The following is a 20,875-nucleotide window of genomic DNA, read 5'->3' as shown; positions in this document are numbered from 1 at the left end:
CGTCATGGTCCAAACGCCCCCTGACACTTACATACCCGCGACCTCCCGGAAGTCCGTACCGGTGTGGGCGGTGCTGCTCGCCGCCTGCGCCGGACAGTTCCTCGTCGTCCTGGACGTGTCGGTGGTGAACACCGCCCTGCCCTCCATGCGGTCCGACCTGGGCATGAGCGCCGTCGGCCTGCAGTGGGTCGTCAACGCGTACTCGATCGCCTTCGCGGGGTTCATGCTGCTCGGCGGGCGGGCCGGGGACCTCTTCGGACGCAAGCGGATGTTCCTGGTCGGGCTCGGGCTCTTCACGGTGGCCTCGCTCGCGGGCGGCCTCGCGCAGGCCGAGTGGCAACTGCTCGCCGCGCGGGCCGTGCAGGGGCTCGGCGCGGCGGTCCTTGCCCCCTCCACCCTCACCATCCTCACCTCTGCGGTGCCCGCGGGGCCCGCCCGGATACGGGCGATCGCGACCTGGTCGGCGGTGGGCGCGGGCGGTGGCGCCGCGGGCGGACTCGTCGGCGGGGTCCTCACCGACCTGCTCTCCTGGCGCTGGGTGCTCCTGATCAACGTGCCGATCGGCGCGCTCGTCGTCGTCGCGGGCGTGGCCTGGCTCACCGAGAGCAGGGCCGGCGAGGCACGCCGCCTCGACGTGCCGGGCGCGGTGCTCGTCACGGCCGGGCTCGCCACGCTCGCGTACGGGATCGTACAGACGGAGGAGAAGGGCTGGACCGCCTCGGCGACCCTGGTCCCACTGGCCGCGGGGCTCCTGCTGCTCGCCCTCTTCCTCCTGGTCGAGGCGCGGACGAAGGTTCCGCTGATGCCGCTGAAGCTGTTCCGGGTGCGGTCCGTGTCGGCGGCGAACGCGGCGATGTTCGTGTGCGGCGGCGGCATGTTCGCCATGTGGTTCTTCATGACGCTGTACGCGCAGAACGTCCTTGGCTACTCGGCGTTGAAGGCGGGCCTCGCGCTGATCCCCTCCTCGCTGACGATCGTCATCGGCTCGAAGCTGGCGCCGCGGCTGATGCGGGTCCTGGGGGCGAAGAACGTCTCCGTGCTCGGGATCGTGGTGGCGGCGGCCGGGTTCGGCTGGCAGTCCCTGATGACCGCCGACGGCGGCTACCTCACTTCGATCATGCTGCCCGGCATCGTGATGATGTTCGGCGCGGGACTCGCCACGACGCCGCTCGCGTCGCTCGGCACCTCGGGGGCGGACCCGCAGGACGCCGGGCTCGTCTCCGGGCTCATCAACACCTCGCGCACGATGGGCGGCGCGCTGGGCCTCGCGGTGCTCTCCACGGTCTCCGCCTCGCGGATGGGGGGCTCGACCACTCCGGAGGCGCTGACCGCGGGGTACGCGATGGCGTTCCGGACCAGTGGGTGCATTCTGCTGGTGGGGGTGCTCGTGCTGCTGCTGTGGATGCCGCGGGACGGGCGTGTCAGCCCGTCCGGCGTCTGAGGGCGGACTCGGCGGAGCCGGTGATCGCGGTGATCGGCGGCGCTCAAGGCCAGGGGGCCCGCTAGAGCCAGCCCCGCTGCCGCGCCTCCCGCACCGCCTCCATGCGGTTGCGCGTCCCCGTCTTTCCGATCGCCGCCGAGAGGTAGTTCCGCACCGTCGACTCCGACAGGTGCAGCTTGCCCGCGATGTCGGCGACCGTCGCTCCGTCCACCGAAGCCCGCAGGGCATCCGCCTCGCGTGTCGTCAGGGGACTGGGACCCGCGCTCAAGGCCGCCGCCGCGAGCGCGGGGTCGATCACCGTCTCGCCCCGCAGCGCCTGACGGATCGCCTCCGCCAGGTCCTCCACCGGGCCGTCCTTGACCAGGAAGCCCACCGCGCCCGCCTCCATCGCCCGGCGCAGATAGCCGGGCCTGCCGAAGGTCGTGAGGATGAGCACGCGGCACTCGGGGCACTCGTCGCGCAGGTCGGCCGCCGCGTCGAGCCCGCTGCGGCCCGGCAGTTCGATGTCCAGGAGCGCCACGTCGGGACGGGAGTTCAGCGCCGCGTCCACGATCTCGTCGCCCGCGCCGACCTGCGCGACGACCTCGATGTCCCGCTCCATGCCGAGCAGCAGCGCGAGGGCGCTGCGCATCATGCCCTGATCCTCGGCGAGCAGAACTCTGATCATGGGGTGCGCTCCTCCACAACGGGTCCGGTGCTGAGCTCGGTGACCGGCAGCTCCGCGCAGACCCGGAAGCCGCCGCGCGGTGCGGGTCCCGACTCCAGGGAGCCGCCCACCGCCGCGAGGCGTTCGGCCAGGCCTTTCAGCCCGCTGCCGGGCGTGGTCGAGCCTACGCCGCGGCCGTCGTCGGTGATCAGCAGCCGGGTCCGTTCGGCGGTGCCCGCCACCTCGATCTCGCAGCGGGTCGCTTCGGAGTGGCGTACGACGTTCGTGGCGGACTCCCGGACCACCCAGCCGAGCAGCGCCGCGCTCTGCGGGGCCAGCGGCGGCCCCGACTGGCGTACGACCGCCCCGATGCCCGCCGCGTCCAGGAGATCGCGGGCCCGGTCCAGCTCCGTGGCGAGGCTGCCCTCGCGGTAGCCGGTGACCGCCTCGCGGATCTCGGTCAGGGCCTGGCGGCCGACGGACTCGATGTCGGAGACCTGGCCGAGCGCCGCGTCCAGGTCGCGGGGGGCGAGCCGGCGCGTCGCCTCCGCCTTGACCACGATCACCGAGAGCGTGTGACCGAGCAGGTCGTGCAGGTCCCGGGAGAAGCGCAGACGTTCCTTCTCGACGGCGCTGCGGGCCAACTCCTCGCGGGTGGTGCGCAGTTCCTTGACCGTCTCGGAGAGGGCCAGGATCGCCGCCGTCACCATGACGGAGAGGAACGTGCCGTACGCGATGCCCGCCGCGTCCCAGCCCTCCTGCAATCCGCCCACCACCGCCGCCGAGATGCTCAGGGCGAACCCCGCGGGAGCCAGCTGCTTGCCCCGCAGGACCGAGCCGGTGGCCAGGCCGAGCAGCGGGAAGAACATCAGCCAGCTGCCGCCGTAGCCGATGGCGAGCGCGAAGGTGACCGCGGTGAGCCCGAGCAGCGAGTACCGGGTGGCGCGCGCCTCCCGCGCCTGCCGGGTGAAGGCGCGGAACACCACGCTGATGTAGAGGGAGTTGAAGGCGAGCAGCCCGATGCCCGCGAGCCAGGGGTTGCCCGTCTTGCCCTGGAGGAGGTGGGAGAAGGAGCCCATGCCCATCAGGAGCCAGGGCAGCATCGCGAAGCCGTTGGGCGGGCCCAGGTCCTGCGGCTTGCTCCGGCCCGACCCCTCCTGCGCCCGCGTCTCGGCGCACTGCGCCCTGCCGCCGTGTTTCCATCCCGCGAGACGCGTGCGCCTCCGCCAGAAGCTCTTCACCGGCACCGCCTCTCCCACATTGCTTCTCTGTACGAGGTCACAGCGTACGAACCGAACACCAGCGGCCACGGCCGGCTCGGAGGCGTGCTCGGCGGGACGCTCGGAGGGAACTGTCTTCGTCATGGCTATGACGCTACGAATCCGGGGCGGGGCAGCGGCAGATGTGGTTGTACCGACTCGGCCGGTACAAATGTCACACGCTTGATCGGTGGCCTATCTGACGTGACGTCAGGAGTCTTCACAACTACCGGACGCTCGGCTATACATGGGATCGCCGGACTGGAACGCGTTCTAGAACGGGCTCCTTCCGGCCCTGTTGCGACCTCGGTGCGACCGACGGTGCGGACGGCCGCACCGAGGTCTTCAGACCGGCCAAGGAGCTGCCACCACATGCCCATCGATGCCGCGAAAGCACTGGCCGCGGAGCCCAGGTCGGCCGAGATCACCTGGGATCACAAGGACATCCAGCTCTACCACCTGGGCCTGGGCGCGGGCGTCCCCGCCACCGACCCGGACGAACTGCGCTACACCCTGGAGTCAAAGCTGCACGTCCTGCCCAGCTTCGCCACCGTCGCGGGCGCCGGCATGGGCGTCGTCGGCGGGCTCTCGTCGCCCGGCATCGAGGTGAACCTGGCCGCGGTCCTGCACGGCGGCCAGAGCGTCACGCTGCACCGCCCGATCCCGGTCAAGGGCAAGGCCGTCACCACCTCCAAGGTGGCCGCCGTGTACGACAAGGGCAAGGCGGCGATCCTGGTCCTGCGCACCGAAGTGGCCGACGCCGAGGGCCCGTTGTGGACCAGCGACGCCCAGATCTTCGTACGCGGCGAAGGCGGATTCGGCGGCGACCGCGGCCCCTCCACCCGCGTCCCGGCCCCCGAGGGCGAGCCCGACAAGACCGTCGAGCGCCCCGTCCGCGAGGAGCAGGCGCTGCTCTACCGCCTCTCCGGGGACTGGAACCCCCTGCACGCCGACCCCGAGTTCGCCAAGCTCGCGGGCTTCGACCGGCCGATCCTGCACGGCCTGTGCACCTACGGGATGACGCTCAAGGCGGTCGTCGACACGCTGCTCGGCGGCGACGTGTCACGGGTGCGGAGCTACAGCACGCGCTTCACCGGAATCGTCTTCCCCGGCGAGACCCTGCGGATCCGGATGTGGCGCTCCGAGGGCCGGGTCCACGTGACGGTGACAGCGGTCGAACGGGACGACGCCCCGGTCCTCGCCGACACGATCGTCGAGCACGCCTGAATCTTCGTACGAGAGGAGCCGCACCATGCGCGCAGCCGTACTGCACGAGATAGGCCAGGACAAACTCGAGGTCCTCGACGACGTCGAGACGGTGGGCTTCGGCCCCGGCAAGGTCAAGATCCGGGTGCGGGCCACCGGTCTGTGCCACTCCGACGTCTCCGCGATGAACGGCGTGCTGCCGCAGCCCGCGCCCTTCATCCCGGGCCACGAGGGCGCGGGCGAGATCATCGACGTGGGCGACGGCGTGAGCGGGCTCAGCCAGGGCGACCGGGTCCTGGTGTGCTGGCTGCCCGCCTGCGGCCAGTGTCCGGCGTGCAAGCGCGGCCAGAGCCAGCTGTGCCTGGCCGGGTTCATGAACGCGGGCACCCCCAACTTCAAGCGCCCCGGCGGCGAGGTCTTCGGCTTCGCGGGCACGGGAACCTTCACCGAGGAGGTCGTGGTCGACGCGGGCTGCGCCGTGCCGATCCCGGACGACGTGCCCTTCGACATCGCGGCGCTGATCGGCTGCGGAGTGACGACGGGGCTCGGCGCGGCCATCAACACCGCCGACGTGAAGGCCGGTTCGTCGGTCGCCGTCATCGGCTGCGGCGGCGTCGGCATCTCCGCGATCCAGGGCGCGCGGCTCAAGGGCGCGGCGCAGATCATCGCCGTCGACCCGGTGGCGTCGCGGCGCGAGGCCGCGCTGCGGTTCGGCGCGACGGAGGCGGTCGCACCGGACGCCCTTGAGGACGCCAAGCAGCGGATCACCGGGGGCGAGGGCTTCGACTACGTCTTCGAGGTCGTCGGCAAGTCCGCCACCGCCCGCACCGCGTACGAGACGACGCGGCGCGGCGGCACGCTCGTCATCGTCGGCGCGGGCGCCATGGACGACAACCTCCAGCTGAACATGTTCGAGCTGTTCTTCGACGAGAAGAAGATCCTGCCGTCCATGTACGGCGGCGGCGACGTCCTGCAGTCCTACGAGCGGGCCATCGCGCTGTGGCGCGCAGGCCGGATCGACCTGGAGAGCCTGATCACCCACCGGGTGCCGCTCTCCGAGATCAACGAAGCGCTTGACCAGATGCGTACGGGCGTCGCGCTGCGTACGTGCATCGAGATCTGAGAGGACCTTGATCCCAGATGTCACAGCCATTGCCATCGCCACTGGCACAGCCACAGCCACTCGAAGGTCTGGCCGCGATCGTGACGGGAGCGGGCCGGGGCCTGGGGCGTGCCGAAGCCCTGGAACTCGCCCGGCTCGGCGCGAGCGTCGTCGTCAACGACTTCGGACAGCCGGGCCGCGACGGTTCGGGTGAGGCGTCGGCGACGCCGGCCGAGGAGGTCGCGGCCGAGATCCGGGCGGCGGGCGGGCAGGCGGTCGCGCACCTGGGCGATGTCGCGGACCACGAACAGGCGCGCGGGCTCGTCCAGTTGGCGATCGACACGTACGGCAAGCTCGACATCCTGGTCAACAACGCGGGGATCCTGCGGGACCGGATGATCTTCTCGATGAGCGAGGGCGAGTGGGACTCGGTCATCCACGTCCACCTCAAGGGCCACTTCAACACCTCGCACTTCGCGTCCGTGCACTGGCGTGAGCGGTCCAAGGCGGCCGGAGCGCCGGTCTACGGCCGGATCGTCAACACGTCGTCGGAGGCGTTCCTCGCGGGGTCGGCGGGCCAGCCGAACTACGCGGCGGCCAAGGGCGGCATCGTCGGTCTGACGACGTCGAGCGCGCTGGCGCTGGGCAAGTACGGGGTGACGGCGAACGTCATCTGCCCCCGCGCGCGGACGCGGATGACGGAGGACGTCTTCGCCGGGTTCCAGGAGCCGGGCGCGGGCGAGCTGGACGCGCTCGCTCCCGAGCATGTCGCCCCACTGGTCGGCTACTTGGCGTCGCCTGCGGCTGCCGGGGTCAACGGGCAGCTGCTGGTGGTCCACGGCGGGATGGTGGCGGTGGTCGAGCGGCCCAAGGTGGCGGCGAAGTTCGACACGGCGAAGGGGGTCTTCACCTTCGAGGAGCTGGACGGGGTGCTTTCGCCGTATTACGCGGGGCGGCCGGCGGCTGAGACGTTCGCGGCGTCCGAGGTGCTCGGGCTTAAGAGGGGATGATTTTCCCCCCACCCCGCCCCTTCCCGGCTGTGACATGTGCAGCTCCGCCGCGGGCCGCTCGGCGCGGGCGCCAGAATCCAGCCTCTCCGGCGTTCGAGGAGCGGGGTCTGGGGCGGAGCCCCAGGTAGGTCCGGGGCGCAGGCACGGTTTTCGGGAAGGGGCGGGGTTGGGGAGTAAGTCAGTTCTCCTCGCCCTGTCGGCGGTGCCGGCCTCGCGGCGTCTCACCCTCGTCATGCTCGGCCACAGGCCCCCGATGCCTACCGGCGCCGGAACTGCCCGCCGCCTCCCGCGGCTCGGGATTCCGCTCGGATTCCGTGCTGATCTCGGCTCTCATCAACATACTCACCCCGTAAACCAGTAACTCTGTAAAGAAGATCGTTCGGTACGGCCGGGCGAGTCTAACCAACGCCCCCGCGCCCGGTGAGAGGCGCCTGCTGCAACGGAACCGGCCGCGCGGCCACCGCCACGGGCGCCGCCTCCGGAGCGGGGAGTTCCGCCTCCGCGACCCCGCACGGCACCGCCCCCGTCACATACGGAAGGCGCAGTCCGCCCTCCCGCGTCCACCATCCCGCGCCCGCCAACCACCCCTCGGGCGCCGCCAGTTGATGCAGTCGCCGGTCGGTGGGGCGCCACAGGCCGAGCCAGCTCCCCGCCGCCCCGTCGATCCGCATGGCCACCGCGCAGCTCTCCGGCATCAGCGTCTGCTCGGGCTGGATGGCGAACGGCGTCACCGCGAGGCCGGGCAGGTGCAGGCACTCGGGGAAGCGCACCGGGCGCGTACCGCCGAGGACCCCCCAGCCGAGCCGCTCGTGGCCCGGCGCGTCCGAGCGGATCAGGAGCAGCCCGCTGTCCGCGTCCGCGAGCAGCAGCCGGTCGTTGCTCTCCTCGGCGATCTGGAGGAGGGGCGACACCTCGCCGCCCCGCTCCAGGTCCACCGCCACCGCCTTGACCCGGCCGCCCAACTCCCGGTCCAGGGCCAGCATCCGGCCCTCCCCGTCCAGCCAGACCCCGCCCGAGCAGCGGCCGGGGATCTCGGCGACGTGCTCGGGCCCGAAGGCGCCGCCCGCCACCATCCACAGGGCCGTGGACCCCGTGCCCACCGCGAGGGCGTACGCGTGGCTGCCTACGGGTGACGGCGGCAGCAGCGTCAGCCGCGCCTGCCCGCACTCCACGGCGCCCAGCGGCACCTCGCCGGTGTCGGGGCCCGTCGGGTACAGGAGAGCGAACATGTGCCGCCCGTCGGCGACGCGGTGGATCAGGACCCGCCCGTCGGCCATCGGGAGCACCTCCGTTCCCGGCTCCTCCGGCTGGTTGCCGGGCAGTGGCACCGCGTACGGCTCCGGGGAGTCGAGGGTCCAGCGCTCGGGGAACCAGGAACCGCCGTCGTGGGCGAGTCGAGCGGCGTACGCACCGTTGGCGGTGATCACTGGGGGCGTCGCGGGCACCGGGCGGGACGTCGGCGGGGACACCGGCGGGGACGTCGGCGCGGTCATGGGCTCGGGCTCAAGCGTGGGCGCTGTCATGGGGGGTACCTCCGGGCCCCGAAGCTAGTTTTCGCACGCGCTGCCGTGGCACCCGTGGCCGCCCGCTTCACACAGAAGGGTGGCGAAGTACCGATTCGCCTGAGGGGGCGGGGGTGGTTGTGCTGGGCGGGGAAGGCGCGCTTAAGGTAAGGCGAACCTAAGTGGTTGCGGGGCCCGCGGAAGCGGCAGCCGCGGCACACCCCCTGGAGCATGGAGCACCGATGGCACCGTCGTCCCCGTCCCCGCGGTCCATACGGCCCCGCCGTCTCCGTGCCACCGCGGCGGTCGCCCTCGCCGTGGCCGGCGCACTGTCCCTCGCGGCCTGCGGCTCCGGCGACGGCTCCGGCTCGTCCGACGACGGCAGCGGCAGCAAGGCCGTCGCCCAGGGCGGCGACGACTTCGCCAAGGCCGCCGAGCAGACCGCGAAGATGGGCACCACGGCCAAGCCCGGCGAGTTCCCGCGCACCATCACGCACGCCCGCGGCAAGACGGAGCTCAAGGCGCGGCCGAAGCGGGTCGTGGTCCTGGACGTCGGCGAGCTCGACAACGTCGTGTCGCTCGGCATCAAGCCCGTCGGGTACGCCCCCACCGAGGGCGACGACGGCATCCCCGGCTACCTGAAGAAGGACGCGGGCAGCCCGAAGGACATCGGCACGATCAACGCCCTCAACCTGGAAGCGATCGCGGGTCTGAAGCCGGACCTGATCATCGGCAGCGAACTGCGCGCCGCCAAGCTCTACCCGCAGCTCGCGAAGATCGCCCCGACCGTCTTCTCCATCCGCCCCGGCTTCACGTGGAAGGAGAACTACCTCCTGAACGCGGCCGCGCTCGACAAGACCGCCACGGCCAAGAAGAAGCTCGCCGCGTACGAGGAGAAGGCGAGGTCCCTGGGCCGCGACCTCGGCGACGACAAGCCGACGATCACGATGCTCCGCTACATGCCCGACCGCGTACGCCTCTACGCCAAGGCCTCCTTCATCGGCACGATCCTCGACGACGCCGGCCTGCCCCGCCCCAAGAACCAGCAGGTCAACGACCTCGCCACGGAGATCAGCACCGAGAAGATCGACGACGCCGACGCGGACTGGATCTTCACGGGGGTCTACGGCGACGCGGAGAAGACCGGCCGCTCCGCCGCCGAGAAGAACCCGCTCTGGAAGAAGCTCGACGCGGTCAAGGGCGGCCGGGCCAAGGACGTTCCGGACGAGACCTGGTACCTGGGTCTTGGTGTGACCGCGGCGAATTCGGTCCTTGACGACCTCAGGACCACCCTGGCCCCGTAAGGGGCTCGCGCCCTCTACGGGGGCGCTCAGTAGCAGCCCGTGGCGGTGCGTGACGGACGACATGCCGAGCGCAGCGGGAAGGTAGCCTTTCCTCGTGCCCCGTCTGTCTGAAGTCATCGCCGCGCTCGACGCCCTGTGGCCCGCCGAACTGGCCGAGAGCTGGGACGCGGTCGGCACGGTCTGCGGCGACCCCGACGCGGAGGTCTCCCGGGTCCTCTTCGCCGTCGACCCCGTCCAGGACATCGTCGACGAAGCGGTGAAGCTCGGCGCCCAGCTCCTGGTCACGCACCACCCGCTCTACCTGCGCGGCACGACCACGGTCGCGGCGGACACCTTCAAGGGCCGCGTCGTCCACGACCTCATCAAGAGCGACGTCGCGCTGCACGTCGCGCACACCAACGCGGACCGCGCCGACCCCGGTGTCTCCGACGCCCTCGCGGGCGCGCTCGACGTGCGGATCGTCCGTCCCCTCGTACCGGACCCGGCCGACGCGCACGGCCGCCGCGGCCTCGGCCGGATCTGCGAGCTCGAACACCCCCTGACACTGCGCGAACTCGCCGCCCGCGCGGCCGAGCGGCTGCCCGCCACCGCGCAGGGCATCCGCGTCGCGGGCGACCCGGAGCAGCTGATCCGCACCCTCGCCGTCAGCGGCGGCTCGGGCGACAGTCTCTTCGACGACGTACGCGCGTCGGGCGTGGACGCCTTCCTCACCGCCGACCTGCGCCACCACCCGGTGTCGGAGGCCCGCGCACAGACGCCGCTCGCGCTCCTGGACGCCGCGCACTGGGCCACCGAGTGGCCCTGGTGCGAGCTGGCCGCGGCGCAGCTCGATCAGATCTCCGACCGTCACGGATGGGGACTTCGCGTCCACGTCTCCAAGACGGTCACCGACCCCTGGACCGCCCACGCGGCCTCCAATACCGACACCACAGGAGCCCCCAACTGAACGCCGCGCCCGCCGACCAGATCCGACTCCTCGACATCCAGGCATTCGACGTACGCCTCCAGCAGCTCGCGCACCGCAAGAGGTCCCTGCCCGAGCACGCCGAGATCGAGTCCCTGAACAAGGACCTCACGCAGCTGCGCGACCTGCTCGTCGCCTCGACCACCGAGGAGAGCGACTGCTCCCGCGAGCAGACCAAGGCGGAGCAGGACGTCGACCAGGTGCGCCAGCGGGCCAACCGCGACCAGCAGCGCCTCGACTCGGGCGCCGTGACCTCCCCCAAGGACCTGGAGAACCTCCAGCGCGAGATCGCCTCGCTCGCCAAGCGCCAGGGCGACCTGGAGGACGTGGTCCTGGAGGTCATGGAGCGCCGCGAGGCCGCCCAGGAGCGGGTCTCCGAGCTGACGGAACGTGTCTCCTCGGTCCAGTCGAAGATCGACGACGCGACGGCCCGCCGTGACGCGGCCTCCGAGGAGATCGACGGCGAGGCCGCCACCGCCTCCAAGGAGCGCGAGGTCGTGGCGGGTTCGATCCCGGCCGACCTGCTCAAGCTCTACGACAAGCTTCGCGTCAAGGAGGGCGGCGTCGGCGCGGCCAGGCTCTACCAGCGGCGCTGCGAGGGCTGCCGCATCGAGCTGGACATCACCGGGGTCAACGAGGTGAAGGCGGCCTCCCCCGACACGGTCGTGCGGTGCGAGAACTGCAGCCGCATCCTGGTCCGTACGTCCGAGTCGGGTCTGTAAGGGACTGTGGCCGTGCGGGAGTTCATCGTCGAGGCCGACGGCGGGTCGCGGGGCAACCCGGGGCCCGCGGGCTACGGCTCGGTCGTCATCGACGCGACCACGGGGGAGACCCTGCGGGAAGCCGCCGAGTACATCGGCGTCGCGACGAACAACGTGGCCGAGTACAAGGGGCTCGTGGCCGGTCTGAAGGCGGCACACGAACTCGACCCGGCCGCCTCGGTGCACGTCCGCATGGACTCCAAGCTCGTCGTCGAGCAGATGTCGGGCCGCTGGAAGATCAAGCACCCGGACATGAAGCCGCTGGCCGCCGAGGCGGCGCGGGTCTTCCCGCCCGCCCAGGTGACGTACGAGTGGATCCCGCGCGCGCAGAACAAGCACGCGGACCGGCTCGCCAACGAGGCGATGGACGCGGGCAAGCGGGGCGAGCGGTGGGAGCCGTCGGATTCGACGGCGGAGCTCGACGCGCGGGCCGCGCGGTCGGCGGCGCAGGCTCCGACGGGTCCTCCTGGTGACGCGGTCGCCGGTGCGGCGAAGGCGAGGGCTGCGCTGGCAGGCACGGTTCCGGTCGGCACAGCGGCCGACGTACGCGCCGCGAGCAGCGCGGCGCGGATCGCGCGGATCCCGCAGGTCGGTTGGGCGGCGCCGGCGGATCTCGGCGCCCCCGCGACCTTCGTGCTGCTGCGGCACGGCGAGACCGCGCTGACGCCCCAGAAGCGCTTCTCCGGCAGCGGCGGGACCGATCCCTCCCTCTCGGACGTGGGCCGGGAGCAGGCCGAGCGCGCGGCGGCGGCGTTCGCGGCGCGGGGCACGATCCAGGCGATCGTCACCTCGCCGCTCAAGCGCTGCCAGGAGACCGCGCAGGCCGTCGCCGCGCGCGTCGGCCTCGACGTACGCATCGAGGAAGGGCTGCGCGAGACTGACTTCGGGGCCTGGGAGGGCCTCACGTTCGGAGAGGTGCGGTCGCGCCGGCCGCAGGAGCTGAACGCGTGGCTGGCCTCGCCGGATGCGGCGCCGCCGGGCGGCGAGTCCTTCGCCGAGGTGGCCCGCCGGGTGTCGGAGACGCGGGACCGCCTCACCGCCGAGTACGCGGGCCGCACGGTCCTGCTTGTCACGCACGTGACGCCGATCAAGACGCTGGTGCGGCTCGCGCTGGGAGCGCCGCCGGAGTCGCTGTTCCGCATGGAGCTCTCGGCGGCGTCGGTGTCGACGGTGGCGTATTACGGCGACGGGAACGCGTCGGTGCGGCTACTGAACGATACGTCGCACCTGCGGTAGGGGATTGCCCTCAGGCCGGTGGGGGCTGAGCGCGCAGTTCCCCGCGCCCCTTCGGGCGCTCCGGCTTCGGCCCCGTAGGGGGCGCGGGGAACTGCGTGACCAGCCCCCACCGGCCCGCGGTCGTGCACGCGCGGCAGGCCCCCGGCGCGGGATCAGCGAAGGGCAGCGGCCTCGCGGGCCAGGGACTCGATCCGGGTCCAGTCCTTCGCCGAGACCGCGTCAGCCGGAAGCATCCAACTGCCGCCCACGCAACCGACGTTCTTCAGGGCGAGGTACGACGGCGCGGACGCGAGGCCGATGCCGCCCGTCGGGCAGAAGCGGGCCTGCGGCAGCGGTCCGCCGAGCGACTTGAGGTAGGCGGTACCGCCCGCGGCCTCCGCCGGGAAGAACTTCATCTCGTGCACGCCGCGCTCGATCAGCGCCACGACCTCGGACGTCGTCGAGACACCCGGCAGGAACGGCACCCCGGACGCCTTCATCGCGGCGAGCAGCGTGTCGGTCCACCCCGGGCTGACCAGGAAGCGGGCCCCGGCGTCCACGGAGTCCGCGACGTTGCGGGGCGAGATGACGGTGCCCGCGCCGACCACCGCGTCCGGCACCTCCGCCGCGATGGCCCGGATCGCGTCGAGCGCGGCGGGCGTCCGCAGCGTCACCTCGATCGCGGGCAGCCCGCCCGCGACGAGCGCACGCGCCAGCGGCACGGCGTCGGCGACGTCCTCCACGACGACTACGGGGACGACGGGGGCGAGATCGAGCACGGAGGTGGAGGCCTCGGCGGAGGGGGAAGTCATGGGAGCATCCTGCCTCGGCGTACGCAGCATGCGCAAAGGGCGTTGCGCATGCTGCAACCAGGGTCCGGAGGGGTCAGTGGATTTCCCGGACCACCACGTCGAGCGCCCACGCCTTGCCCGCCTTCGCGGGCGCCTGGGCCTCCACCACGTGTCCGAGGTCCCGCAGCGCCTCGACCAGTTCGGCCGGGTCCTTCGGCTGGGTGCCGGTCTCCAGGAGAGAGCGGACGATGCGGCCCTTCGTCGCCTTGTTGAAGTGCGAGACGACGGAGCGCTTCTCGACGCCGGTCGCCGGGTCGAGCTGCGCGTGCAGCACCCGCACCGTCGCCGTCCGGTCCGCGACCTCGCCCTTCGGCTTCCACGCGGCCGTGTACGCCGATGAACGCAGGTCCAGTACGAGTCCGTCGCCCGCCGCTTCGGGCATCGCCGAGGCCATCGGCGTACGCCAGTAGGCGCCCAGTGCGCCGAGGCCCGGCAGTTTCACGCCCATCGAGCAGCGGTAGGAGGGGATGCGGTCGGTGACGGCGACGGCGCCCCACAGTCCGGAGAAGACGAGGAGCGAGCGGGCCGCGCGGCGCTTGGCGGCGGCGTCCAGGGTGGCGAGGTCGAGGGCGTCGTACAGGACGCCGGTGTAGATCTCGCCCGCCGGGCGCGCGCCCGCCGTGCGCAGCTCGGTGTTCTTCGCGATCTCGCCGCGCAGGCCCTCGCTCAGTCCGAGTACGTCACGGGCCTTCTCCTCGTCCGCCACGCAGAGGTCGACCAGCTCGTCGAGCACTGCCTGCCGGGCGTCCGCGAGCGCCGGCAGCGAGAGCGACTCCGGCTTCAGGGGGGCGCCGCGGCCGGAGGGCGCCTTGCCTTCGGAGGGCGGCAGGAGGACGAGCATGGGTCTCCTTCGGAGGTGAGGGCGGTGGGGGTGCGGGCCCTGGGCCAGGGTATTCGCTTCCGGGGGTGGGGTCCGCAGGTGCCTGATGCGGTGGCTGGGGCGTGGTCGCCCGTTCACCCGGGGGTGAGGCTCCAGCAGTGCTTCCCCGCCCGCCCACCGGCCCGATTGCCCCGGGGCGTGGCCCGTGACGTAGGGCGTGGGGGTGTCCGGCCGCGTGCGGGTGGCTCGCGGCGCGGGGGGTCGGCGGGCGCGGGTGGCTCGTGCGTTCGCCCTGGGGAGGGCCGTGTGCGGGTGGCTTGTCCAGCGGCTCGTGCGTTGGCCGTGGGGTCGGGCGTGTGCGAGTCGCCCGCCGCGCGGCTCGTGCGTTTGCCATGGGGTTGGCCGTGTACGGGTGGCCTGCGGCACGGCGGGTGGGCGGGCGCGGGTGGCCCGCCCCGCTTCGGGGTGCCCGAGGCGCGGGGGGTTGGGGCGGGCCCGCCCCGCGGCTCGTGTGTTTGCCCAGGGGTGGGCCGCCCCCTCTCCCGCCGTGCCGCGACCGCCCTCCCCGCCTACGCTCGACCCATGCCCCGTCGCCATCTCCGTGTGACCGGCGCAGCCGAAGCTCCGTTGCGGGGCGCGCTGCGTGAGCTGCGTGCGAAGTTGGAGGTTCCCGAGGGCTTTCCCGGGGACGTCGTCGCCGATGCCGAGCGGGCCCTCGCCGCTCCACGGCTTCCCGTGCACGACGCGACCGACATCCCCCTCTTCACCATCGACCCGCCCACCTCCGTCGACCTCGACCAGGCGATGCACCTGTCCCGGCGGCAGGGCGGCGGCTTCCGGGTGCGGTACGCCATCGCGGACGTCGCCGCGTACGTCACGCCCGGCGCGCCGCTCGACACGGAGGCCCACCGGCGCGTCACCACCCTCTACTTCCCCGACGGCAAGGTGCCGCTGCACCCCACCGCGCTGAGCGAGGGCGCCGCGAGCCTCCTGCCGGGCCAGGACTGTCCCGCCGTCCTGTGGACCATCGACCTCGACGCGGAGGGCCGCGCCGTCTCCACCGAGGTGCGCCGCGCCCTCGTACGCAGCCGCGCGAAGCTCGACTACGACGGCGTGCAGCGGGCCATCGACGGTGGCACCGCCGATGAGGCCCTCGCGCTGCTGGCCGACATCGGGCGGCTGCGCGAGCAGTTGGAGGTCGAGCGGGGCGGCATCTCCCTCAACGTGCCCGAGCAGCAGATCGTCGAGCGCGACGGCGCGTACGAACTCGACTTCCGCGCCCCGCTGCCCGCCGACGGATGGAACGCCCAGATCTCCCTCCTCACCGGCATGGCAGCCGCCGAGCTCATGATCCAGTCGGGCGCGGGGATTCTGCGTACCCTGCCCACCGCCCCGGACGGTGCCGTCGGCCGGCTCCGGCGCACCGCGAAGGCCCTGAAGGTCGACTGGCCGCACCACGTCCCGTACGCCGAGCTGGTCCGCTCCCTCGATCCGCGCCGGCCCCACCACGCCGCGTTCCTCCAGGAGTGCACCACGCTCCTGCGCGGCGCCGGCTACACCGCGTTCAGCGGCGGCGACGTCCCCGACCTCACCACGCACGCCGCCGTCGCCGCCCCCTACGCCCACTGCACGGCCCCGCTCCGCCGCCTCGTCGACCGCTATGCCGCCGAGCTGTGCCTGGCGGCGGCGGCCGGGGAGGAGCCGCCCCAGTGGGTGCTCGCCGCGCTGCCCGACCTGCCCAAGGAGATGGCGGACGGCACACGGCGCGGCAACACCGTGGAGCGGGAGTGCGTGGACCTCGTCGAGGCCGCGGTGCTCAAGGACCGCATCGGCGAGCTCTTCGACGCGGTGGTGGTGGACGTCCAGGAGCGTGAACCGGCCGTCGGTACCGTCCAGTTGACCGATCCCGCGATCGTCGCCCGCATCGAGGGCGGCACCGGCGCCCTTCCGCTGGGGGAGCGGCTGCGGGTACGGCTCACGCAGGCCGACCCCGGGGCGGCGAAGGTGCAGTTCGCGCCTGCGTGAGGTCCAGGGCCTGCTTGAGCGCGGCCCGCAGCTTCTCCGGTTCGTCGGAGTGCAGCCGCACCGTCGTCACCTGCCGACGCCTGCCGAGGAAGGCGACCGCGGTGACGGGCTCCGCAAGCTCCAGCGTGAGGGAGGTCTGCGCGGCGACGGGAATGTTGAGCACCCCGTCGGCGGCCTCGTGCGTGAAGCGCCGTTCGCCCCGCACGGCGGCGATCCGGTCCAGAGGTATCCGCAGGTCACGGTGGGCGCCGTGGCGTACGCGAAGTGCGTCGGCGGACAGCACGTGGGGCCGGGTCACGGAGGCCGCGTGCACGCCGAGCATCAGGACCACGGTGTAGACGTCCACGACGAGCATCACCGCGTGGAGCGTGGGCCAGTTCCGCAGCAGCAGGGCAAAGCCGACGGTCTCCACGACGCAGACGAAGACGAAGCCGTAGAGCATCGCCGCCTGATCGCGGGCGTGCCCGAACGCCAGATCCCCCTCGCGCACACCGTGCCGCCGCCGGGTCACCCACAGGGCGAGACTGCCGAGCACCCGCAGCTCGTGCCCGACGATCCTGCGCACCGGCTCCGGCACGACGTCCCTGACCGCCGCGCGCCCGCCCCGCCGGTGGACGACCGCGAGCGCCACACCTTCGACGGCGAGCAGCGTCAGGGCGACGGCCTCCACGCCCATCAGTACGCCGGTGGGGAGCGAGGCCCCGGCCAACAGGCAGACGACGAGGGTGAGTTCGAGGGGTACGACCACCCAGGCGAGCCCCCGCACGAGGCGCCTCATCGCGCACCCCGCTCCATGAGCAGCCGCATCCCGCGGCGCACGGCCTCCGCCTGCGCGGGGGCGAAGTCGGCGAACAAGGCCCCGAGGAATCCGTCGGCGCCGCCGCCGACCCCGCCGACCCCGTCGGCCACCGCCCGCACGCCCTCCGTGCCCAGCTCCTCCAGGAGCGAGTCGGGCAGCGCGTCGGCGAGCGCCCGCGCGGCCTTGTCCACGGCTGCTTCCGTACGCGGGTCGGCAAGGTTGGCCGGGTCGGCAGGGTCAGCCGGGTCGGCAGGGTCGGCCGGGCCGGAGTCCGCGAGCGCGTCGAGCAGCGCGTACACCTCGTGCGCGCGCTCCACCGCCTCCGGCGTGGTCAGCGCGGGGCGCATCGCGGCGAGGAGCCTGTCCCGGTCCTCCGAGGGCGCGGTCGTGTCGATCAGGGCGAGCAGCTCACGGTCCTTGGCGGCCATCGCGGACTCGGGCCCTGCGCGGTCGGCGGTGGAACGGGCCAACTCGGCGAAGAAGGCGCCCAGTTCGGGCGAGACGGGCCCCTCGGGGGAGAGCGTGCCGCGCTCCGCGTCGTCCAGCAGGACCCGCAGCCGCTCACGCCGCCCACGGATCGCGTCCTCCTGCCGGGCCAGATCCGCGTCCAGCTCGGCGAGTACCTCGGCGAGCTCGCGCCCCGCGTCATCCGCGAGCACGTCCCGCACCTCGGCGAGGCCAAGACCCAGCTCGGTGAGCCGCCGGATCCGGGCGAGCGCGACGGCGTGCCGCAGCCCGTACTCCCGATAGCCGTTGGGCCGCCGCTCGGGCTCGGGGAGCAGCCCGAGGTGGTGGTAGTGCCTGATGGCCCGCGTGGTGACGCCGACGATGGCGGCGAGCTCACCGATCCGCATCCCGTTGCCCTGGCCGCGCCGCCCGCTCGACCCACTCGACCCGCTCATCCCGTTCATGAGGCCAGTAGAAACGTTGACGCTGCGGCAAGGTCAAGCGGCGCTGGGCCTTCCGGGGCCTCCCGGGGCCTTTCCCGGTGGCGTACCTCTTGACGGCTAATGTCGTTAGCCTTAGATTCTAGCTAACAAGGTTAGCCAACCGCTTCCGAGGGGGACCCCATGAGCGCCACGGCAACACACCCGCAGAGCAACACCACCGCGAAGGCCGTCACCGCGAACACCACCGCCCCGGCCGCGCCCCTCGGCGGGCTCACCGTCGCGCGCCGCGTGGCCTGGCTGGCGAACGCGCTCTTCTGGTCCGCCTTCGCCGTGCTCGAAGCCGTCAACCACGGCTGGCTCGCGGGCCTCCTGGCCTTCGCCTTCTTCATCGCCCCCGACCTGACCTTCCTGGTGGGGATCGGCGACGCGCCCCGCATGGCGAAGGGTCAACTCCCGCCCCGCGCCGTCCCGTTCTACAACGCGGCCCACCGCGCCCTGATCCCCGTCGCCCTCATGGCCCTCTACACCTTCACGCCGATCGAATGGGCGCCCGCCTTCGCCGCCCTGTGCGGCTGGCTCGCCCACATCTCGTACGATCGCGCCTTCGGCTATGGACTGCGTACGAAGGAAGGGTTCCAGCGTGGCTGACCAGCAACAGGAGCGGCGGGCCGTGCAGGAGCAGCAACAGGAGCGGCGGGCCGAGACCGAAGGCCGGCCGCGCCTCACCCCCCGCGCTCGGGAGATCGTCGCGGCGGCCCGCGATCTCCTGGAGGAGTCGGGCGCCGAGAAGCTCACGATGCGCTCCCTGGCCGACCGGCTCGGCATCAAGGCCCCGTCCCTCTACAAGCACTTCCCCGACAAGACGGCGGTGGAGGTCGAGCTGATCGCGCACATGCTCGCCGAATCGGCGGAGGTCTGCGAGGCGGCCGAGGCCGAGCACCCAGGCTCCCTCCAGGCCCTGACCGACGCCTATCGCGCCTACGCCCTCGCCCACCCCCACCTCTACCGCCTCGCCACCGAACGCCCCCTCCCGCGCCACGCCCTCCCGCAAGGCCTGGAGGACCGGGCCGCGGGCCCCCTCATGCGCGCCTGCGACAACGACCTGGACCTGGCCCGCGCCGCCTGGGCCTTCGCGCACGGCATGGCCATCCTGGAGATCCACGGCAGGTTTCCCGAAGACGCCGATCTGGCGACGGCATGGAAGAGGGGCGTACGGGCGTTGCACCCCTGAGGACGGCGACGAGGGGGAGCGGCATGAACGGTGGACCGGGGCCAAGAGCCCAGGGATTGCAGGGAGCCCATGGAGCCCAGGCAGCCCATGGAACCCACGGAGCGCGGACAGCTGACCCCGGCGGTCGTGAGCACGCGATCTGGACCCGCGCCCGACTCGAACCGTGCGCGCCGCCCCTGGACCTCCTCACCGCCCGCTTCGACCAGCACCGCTACGCCCCGCACTACCACGAGGAGTTCACCGTCGGCGTCTGCGTCGGCGGCTCCGAGGTCATCGACTACCGGGGCGGACGCCTCGACGTGGGGCCGGGAACGATCGTCGTACTCGCGCCGGGCGAAGTGCACACCGGTGGCCCGGGGAGCCAGGGCGGATACGCCTACCGCGCGATGTACCCGGCGCCGCACCTCCTCGCCGAAGGCACCCTGACCGTCCCGAACTTCCGCGACCCGGTCCTGAACGACCCCGAGCTGGCCGCGGCCCTGCGCGCGGCGCACACCGAACTCAGCGGCGGACCCGGCCCGGAGTTCGGCGCCGCCCCCGACCTCCTGGAGGCCGAGTCGCGCCTGCCCTGGCTGCTGGCCGCCCTCGCCCGCAGACACGGCACCGCCCGGCTCCTGTGCGACACCGTGCCCGGCGCCGACCGCATCGCCCGCGCCGTACGCGACCGCCTCGCCGACGAACTCCTGGCCCCGCCCTCCCTCGCCGAACTGGCCGCGCCGCTCGGCCTCTCCCGCTACCAGCTCCTGCGCGCCTTCCGTACGTCAACGGGGATGCCGCCCTACGCCTGGCTCGCCCAGCACCGCGTGACCCGGGCCCGCGCGCTCCTCGACGCGGGCCTTCGACCGGCACAGACGGCGTCCCTGGTGGGCTTCGCCGACCAGGCGCACCTGACCCGGTGGTTCCGCCGGATCCTGGGGGTGACCCCGGCGGCGTACCGCAACAGCGTTCAAGACGGCGGGCGCCGAACGGCCTGAAACTGCCCGTATGACTGCACGCGGCTGGTTCCTCTTCTCCCTGATGGGCGTCCTCTGGGGCATCCCGTACCTGATGATCAAAGTGGCGGTCGAAGACCTCTCCCCGTCGATGGTGGTCTTCACCCGCTGTGCGCTCGGCGCCGCCCTGCTGCTGCCGTTCGCCCTACGGCAAGGGGGCCTGACCCGCGTCCTGCGCAGCCACTGGAAGCCGATGCTCGCCTTCGCCTGCATCGAGATCCTGGGCCCCTGGTGGACCCTGACGGACGCCGAACGCCACCTCTCCAGCTCCACGGCGGGTCTGCTGATCGCCGCCGTACCGATCATCGGCGCCGTACTGGCCCGCTTCTTCGGCGACACGGAGCGGCTCGGCGCGCGCCGCCTGACGGGGCTCGGGCTCGGCCTCGGGGGAGTGGCCGTCCTCACGGTCCCGCACCTCACGGGCGGCGACGCCTGGTCCCTGACGGAGGTCCTGATCACGGCGCTCGGCTACGCGACGGCCCCCCTGATCGTGGCCCGTCACCTCAAGACGGTCCCCACGCTCCAACTCATCGCCCCCTGCCTGACGTTGGCGGCGCTGGTCTACGCCCTGCCCGCGGCGGCGACCTGGCCGGCGGAGCTGCCGGGCGCCGCCACTCTCGCCTCCCTGGCGGGCCTGGGCGTCATCTGCACGGCCCTGGCCTTCGTCGTCTTCCTCGAACTCATCCACGAGGCGGGCCCGACCCGCGCGGTCGTCTTCACCTACGTGAACCCGGCGATCGCGGTCGCGGCAGGCGTCGCGTTCCTCTCCGAACCCTTCACGGCGGGCATCGCGGCGGCCTTCACGCTCATCCTGGCGGGCTCGTTCCTGGCGACGGGGGCCTCCGCGGGCCGGAGCC

General features: G+C 72.7%; 19 protein-coding genes and 1 pseudogene. 13 read left to right on the top strand and 7 right to left on the bottom strand.

Features of this window, described 5'->3' with window-relative positions:
- Window positions 1-4: 4 nt before the first annotated feature.
- A complete protein-coding gene (locus tag ACFUPX_RS12605) occupies window positions 5-1,441 on the top strand; it encodes an MFS transporter (RefSeq protein WP_383320139.1) in 1,437 nt (478 codons plus the stop codon).
- 61 nt (window positions 1,442-1,502) lie between these two features.
- On the opposite strand, the gene ACFUPX_RS12600 is transcribed toward ACFUPX_RS12605, so the two are convergent.
- Window positions 1,503-2,108: a response regulator gene (locus ACFUPX_RS12600; protein ID WP_383320137.1), complete on the bottom strand. Its 606-nt coding sequence runs from the start codon at window positions 2,106-2,108 to the stop codon at window positions 1,503-1,505.
- Complete coding sequence (locus ACFUPX_RS12595) at window positions 2,105-3,451, bottom strand: sensor histidine kinase (protein WP_383320135.1); 1,347 nt, start codon at window positions 3,449-3,451, stop codon at window positions 2,105-2,107. The genes ACFUPX_RS12600 and ACFUPX_RS12595 overlap by 4 nt, the downstream gene beginning before the upstream one ends.
- A gap of 267 nt (window positions 3,452-3,718) precedes the next feature.
- On the opposite strand from ACFUPX_RS12595, the gene ACFUPX_RS12590 reads away from it, so the two are divergent.
- From ACFUPX_RS12590 to ACFUPX_RS12580, 3 genes are read left to right on the top strand one after another with little or no spacing between them, the layout of a single operon-like run.
- The gene (locus ACFUPX_RS12590) at window positions 3,719-4,573 is read left to right on the top strand and encodes a MaoC/PaaZ C-terminal domain-containing protein (RefSeq protein WP_383320133.1); all 855 of its coding nucleotides are present in this window, start codon (window positions 3,719-3,721) and stop codon (window positions 4,571-4,573) included.
- 25 nt (window positions 4,574-4,598) lie between these two features.
- Window positions 4,599-5,675: a Zn-dependent alcohol dehydrogenase gene (locus ACFUPX_RS12585; RefSeq protein WP_383320131.1), complete on the top strand. Its 1,077-nt coding sequence runs from the start codon at window positions 4,599-4,601 to the stop codon at window positions 5,673-5,675.
- Window positions 5,676-5,716: 41 nt separating this feature from the next.
- Window positions 5,717-6,664, top strand: coding sequence for a 3-oxoacyl-ACP reductase (locus ACFUPX_RS12580; RefSeq protein ID WP_383320317.1), 948 nt, complete (start codon window positions 5,717-5,719; stop codon window positions 6,662-6,664).
- Between the two features lie 398 nt (window positions 6,665-7,062).
- Here ACFUPX_RS12580 and ACFUPX_RS12575 read toward each other — a convergent pair whose 3' ends face one another.
- Window positions 7,063-8,187, bottom strand: coding sequence for a hypothetical protein (locus ACFUPX_RS12575; protein ID WP_383320129.1), 1,125 nt, complete (start codon window positions 8,185-8,187; stop codon window positions 7,063-7,065).
- 221 nt (window positions 8,188-8,408) lie between these two features.
- Here ACFUPX_RS12575 and ACFUPX_RS12570 point away from each other — a divergent pair, with 221 nt between their 5' ends.
- The 4 genes from ACFUPX_RS12570 to ACFUPX_RS12555 all read left to right on the top strand — a co-directional run bounded on the left by ACFUPX_RS12570 (window position 8,409) and on the right by ACFUPX_RS12555 (window position 12,431).
- Window positions 8,409-9,470 carry an ABC transporter substrate-binding protein gene (locus ACFUPX_RS12570; RefSeq protein WP_383320127.1) on the top strand — a complete coding sequence of 354 codons (1,062 nt, stop codon included), beginning with the start codon at window positions 8,409-8,411 and terminating at the stop codon, window positions 9,468-9,470.
- Window positions 9,471-9,564: 94 nt separating this feature from the next.
- Window positions 9,565-10,416, top strand: a complete 852-nt coding sequence (locus tag ACFUPX_RS12565) for a Nif3-like dinuclear metal center hexameric protein (RefSeq protein ID WP_383320125.1) — start codon at window positions 9,565-9,567, stop codon at window positions 10,414-10,416.
- On the top strand, window positions 10,413-11,156 hold the full coding sequence (locus ACFUPX_RS12560) for a zinc ribbon domain-containing protein (RefSeq protein WP_383320315.1): 744 nt from the start codon (window positions 10,413-10,415) through the stop codon (window positions 11,154-11,156). Before ACFUPX_RS12565 ends, ACFUPX_RS12560 begins: the two co-directional genes overlap by 4 nt.
- A 12-nt stretch (window positions 11,157-11,168) precedes the next feature.
- The gene (locus tag ACFUPX_RS12555; protein ID WP_383320123.1) at window positions 11,169-12,431 is read left to right on the top strand and encodes a bifunctional RNase H/acid phosphatase; all 1,263 of its coding nucleotides are present in this window, start codon (window positions 11,169-11,171) and stop codon (window positions 12,429-12,431) included.
- A 152-nt stretch (window positions 12,432-12,583) separates the two neighbouring features.
- Here the strand turns inward: ACFUPX_RS12555 and eda are convergent, their stop codons facing one another.
- Together eda and yaaA are read right to left on the bottom strand one after the other, a co-directional pair.
- On the bottom strand, window positions 12,584-13,222 hold the full coding sequence (gene eda, locus ACFUPX_RS12550; RefSeq protein WP_383320121.1) for a bifunctional 4-hydroxy-2-oxoglutarate aldolase/2-dehydro-3-deoxy-phosphogluconate aldolase: 639 nt from the start codon (window positions 13,220-13,222) through the stop codon (window positions 12,584-12,586).
- 73 nt (window positions 13,223-13,295) lie between these two features.
- A complete protein-coding gene (gene yaaA, locus ACFUPX_RS12545; protein ID WP_383320119.1) occupies window positions 13,296-14,102 on the bottom strand; it encodes a peroxide stress protein YaaA in 807 nt (268 codons plus the stop codon).
- Between the two features lie 561 nt (window positions 14,103-14,663).
- Here yaaA and ACFUPX_RS12540 point away from each other — a divergent pair.
- The gene (locus tag ACFUPX_RS12540) at window positions 14,664-16,106 is read left to right on the top strand and encodes an RNB domain-containing ribonuclease (RefSeq protein WP_383320117.1); all 1,443 of its coding nucleotides are present in this window, start codon (window positions 14,664-14,666) and stop codon (window positions 16,104-16,106) included.
- Here the strand turns inward: ACFUPX_RS12540 and ACFUPX_RS12535 are convergent.
- Together ACFUPX_RS12535 and ACFUPX_RS12530 are read right to left on the bottom strand one after the other, a co-directional pair.
- Window positions 16,057-16,884 (bottom strand): hypothetical protein, encoded by an 828-nt coding sequence (locus tag ACFUPX_RS12535; protein ID WP_383320116.1) that lies wholly within the window; start codon window positions 16,882-16,884, stop codon window positions 16,057-16,059. The two genes, ACFUPX_RS12540 and ACFUPX_RS12535, sit on opposite strands and share 50 nt — an antisense overlap.
- Window positions 16,881-17,759: a MerR family transcriptional regulator gene (locus ACFUPX_RS12530; RefSeq protein ID WP_383320314.1), complete on the bottom strand. Its 879-nt coding sequence runs from the start codon at window positions 17,757-17,759 to the stop codon at window positions 16,881-16,883. The genes ACFUPX_RS12535 and ACFUPX_RS12530 overlap by 4 nt, the downstream gene beginning before the upstream one ends.
- A 216-nt stretch (window positions 17,760-17,975) precedes the next feature.
- Between ACFUPX_RS12530 and ACFUPX_RS12525 the strand changes: the two genes are divergently transcribed.
- The 4 genes and pseudogenes from ACFUPX_RS12525 to ACFUPX_RS12510 all read left to right on the top strand — a co-directional run.
- Window positions 17,976-18,443 carry a DUF4260 family protein gene (locus ACFUPX_RS12525; RefSeq protein WP_383320114.1) on the top strand — a complete coding sequence of 156 codons (468 nt, stop codon included), beginning with the start codon at window positions 17,976-17,978 and terminating at the stop codon, window positions 18,441-18,443.
- Between the two features lie 22 nt (window positions 18,444-18,465).
- Window positions 18,466-19,026 (top strand): TetR/AcrR family transcriptional regulator, encoded by a 561-nt coding sequence (locus ACFUPX_RS12520; protein ID WP_383320312.1) that lies wholly within the window; start codon window positions 18,466-18,468, stop codon window positions 19,024-19,026.
- Between the two features lie 23 nt (window positions 19,027-19,049).
- Window positions 19,050-20,000 (top strand): AraC family transcriptional regulator, encoded by a 951-nt coding sequence (locus ACFUPX_RS12515; RefSeq protein WP_383320112.1) that lies wholly within the window; start codon window positions 19,050-19,052, stop codon window positions 19,998-20,000.
- A 10-nt stretch (window positions 20,001-20,010) separates the two neighbouring features.
- Window positions 20,011-20,790, top strand: a pseudogene (locus ACFUPX_RS12510) (DMT family transporter); the annotation flags it as partial.
- Between the last annotated feature and the right edge of the window lie 85 nt (window positions 20,791-20,875).

Source organism: Streptomyces sp. NPDC057302 (assembly GCF_042667685.1).
Lineage (GTDB): Bacteria > Actinomycetota > Actinomycetes > Streptomycetales > Streptomycetaceae > Streptomyces.
This window is presented reverse-complemented; position numbering and strand designations above follow the sequence as displayed.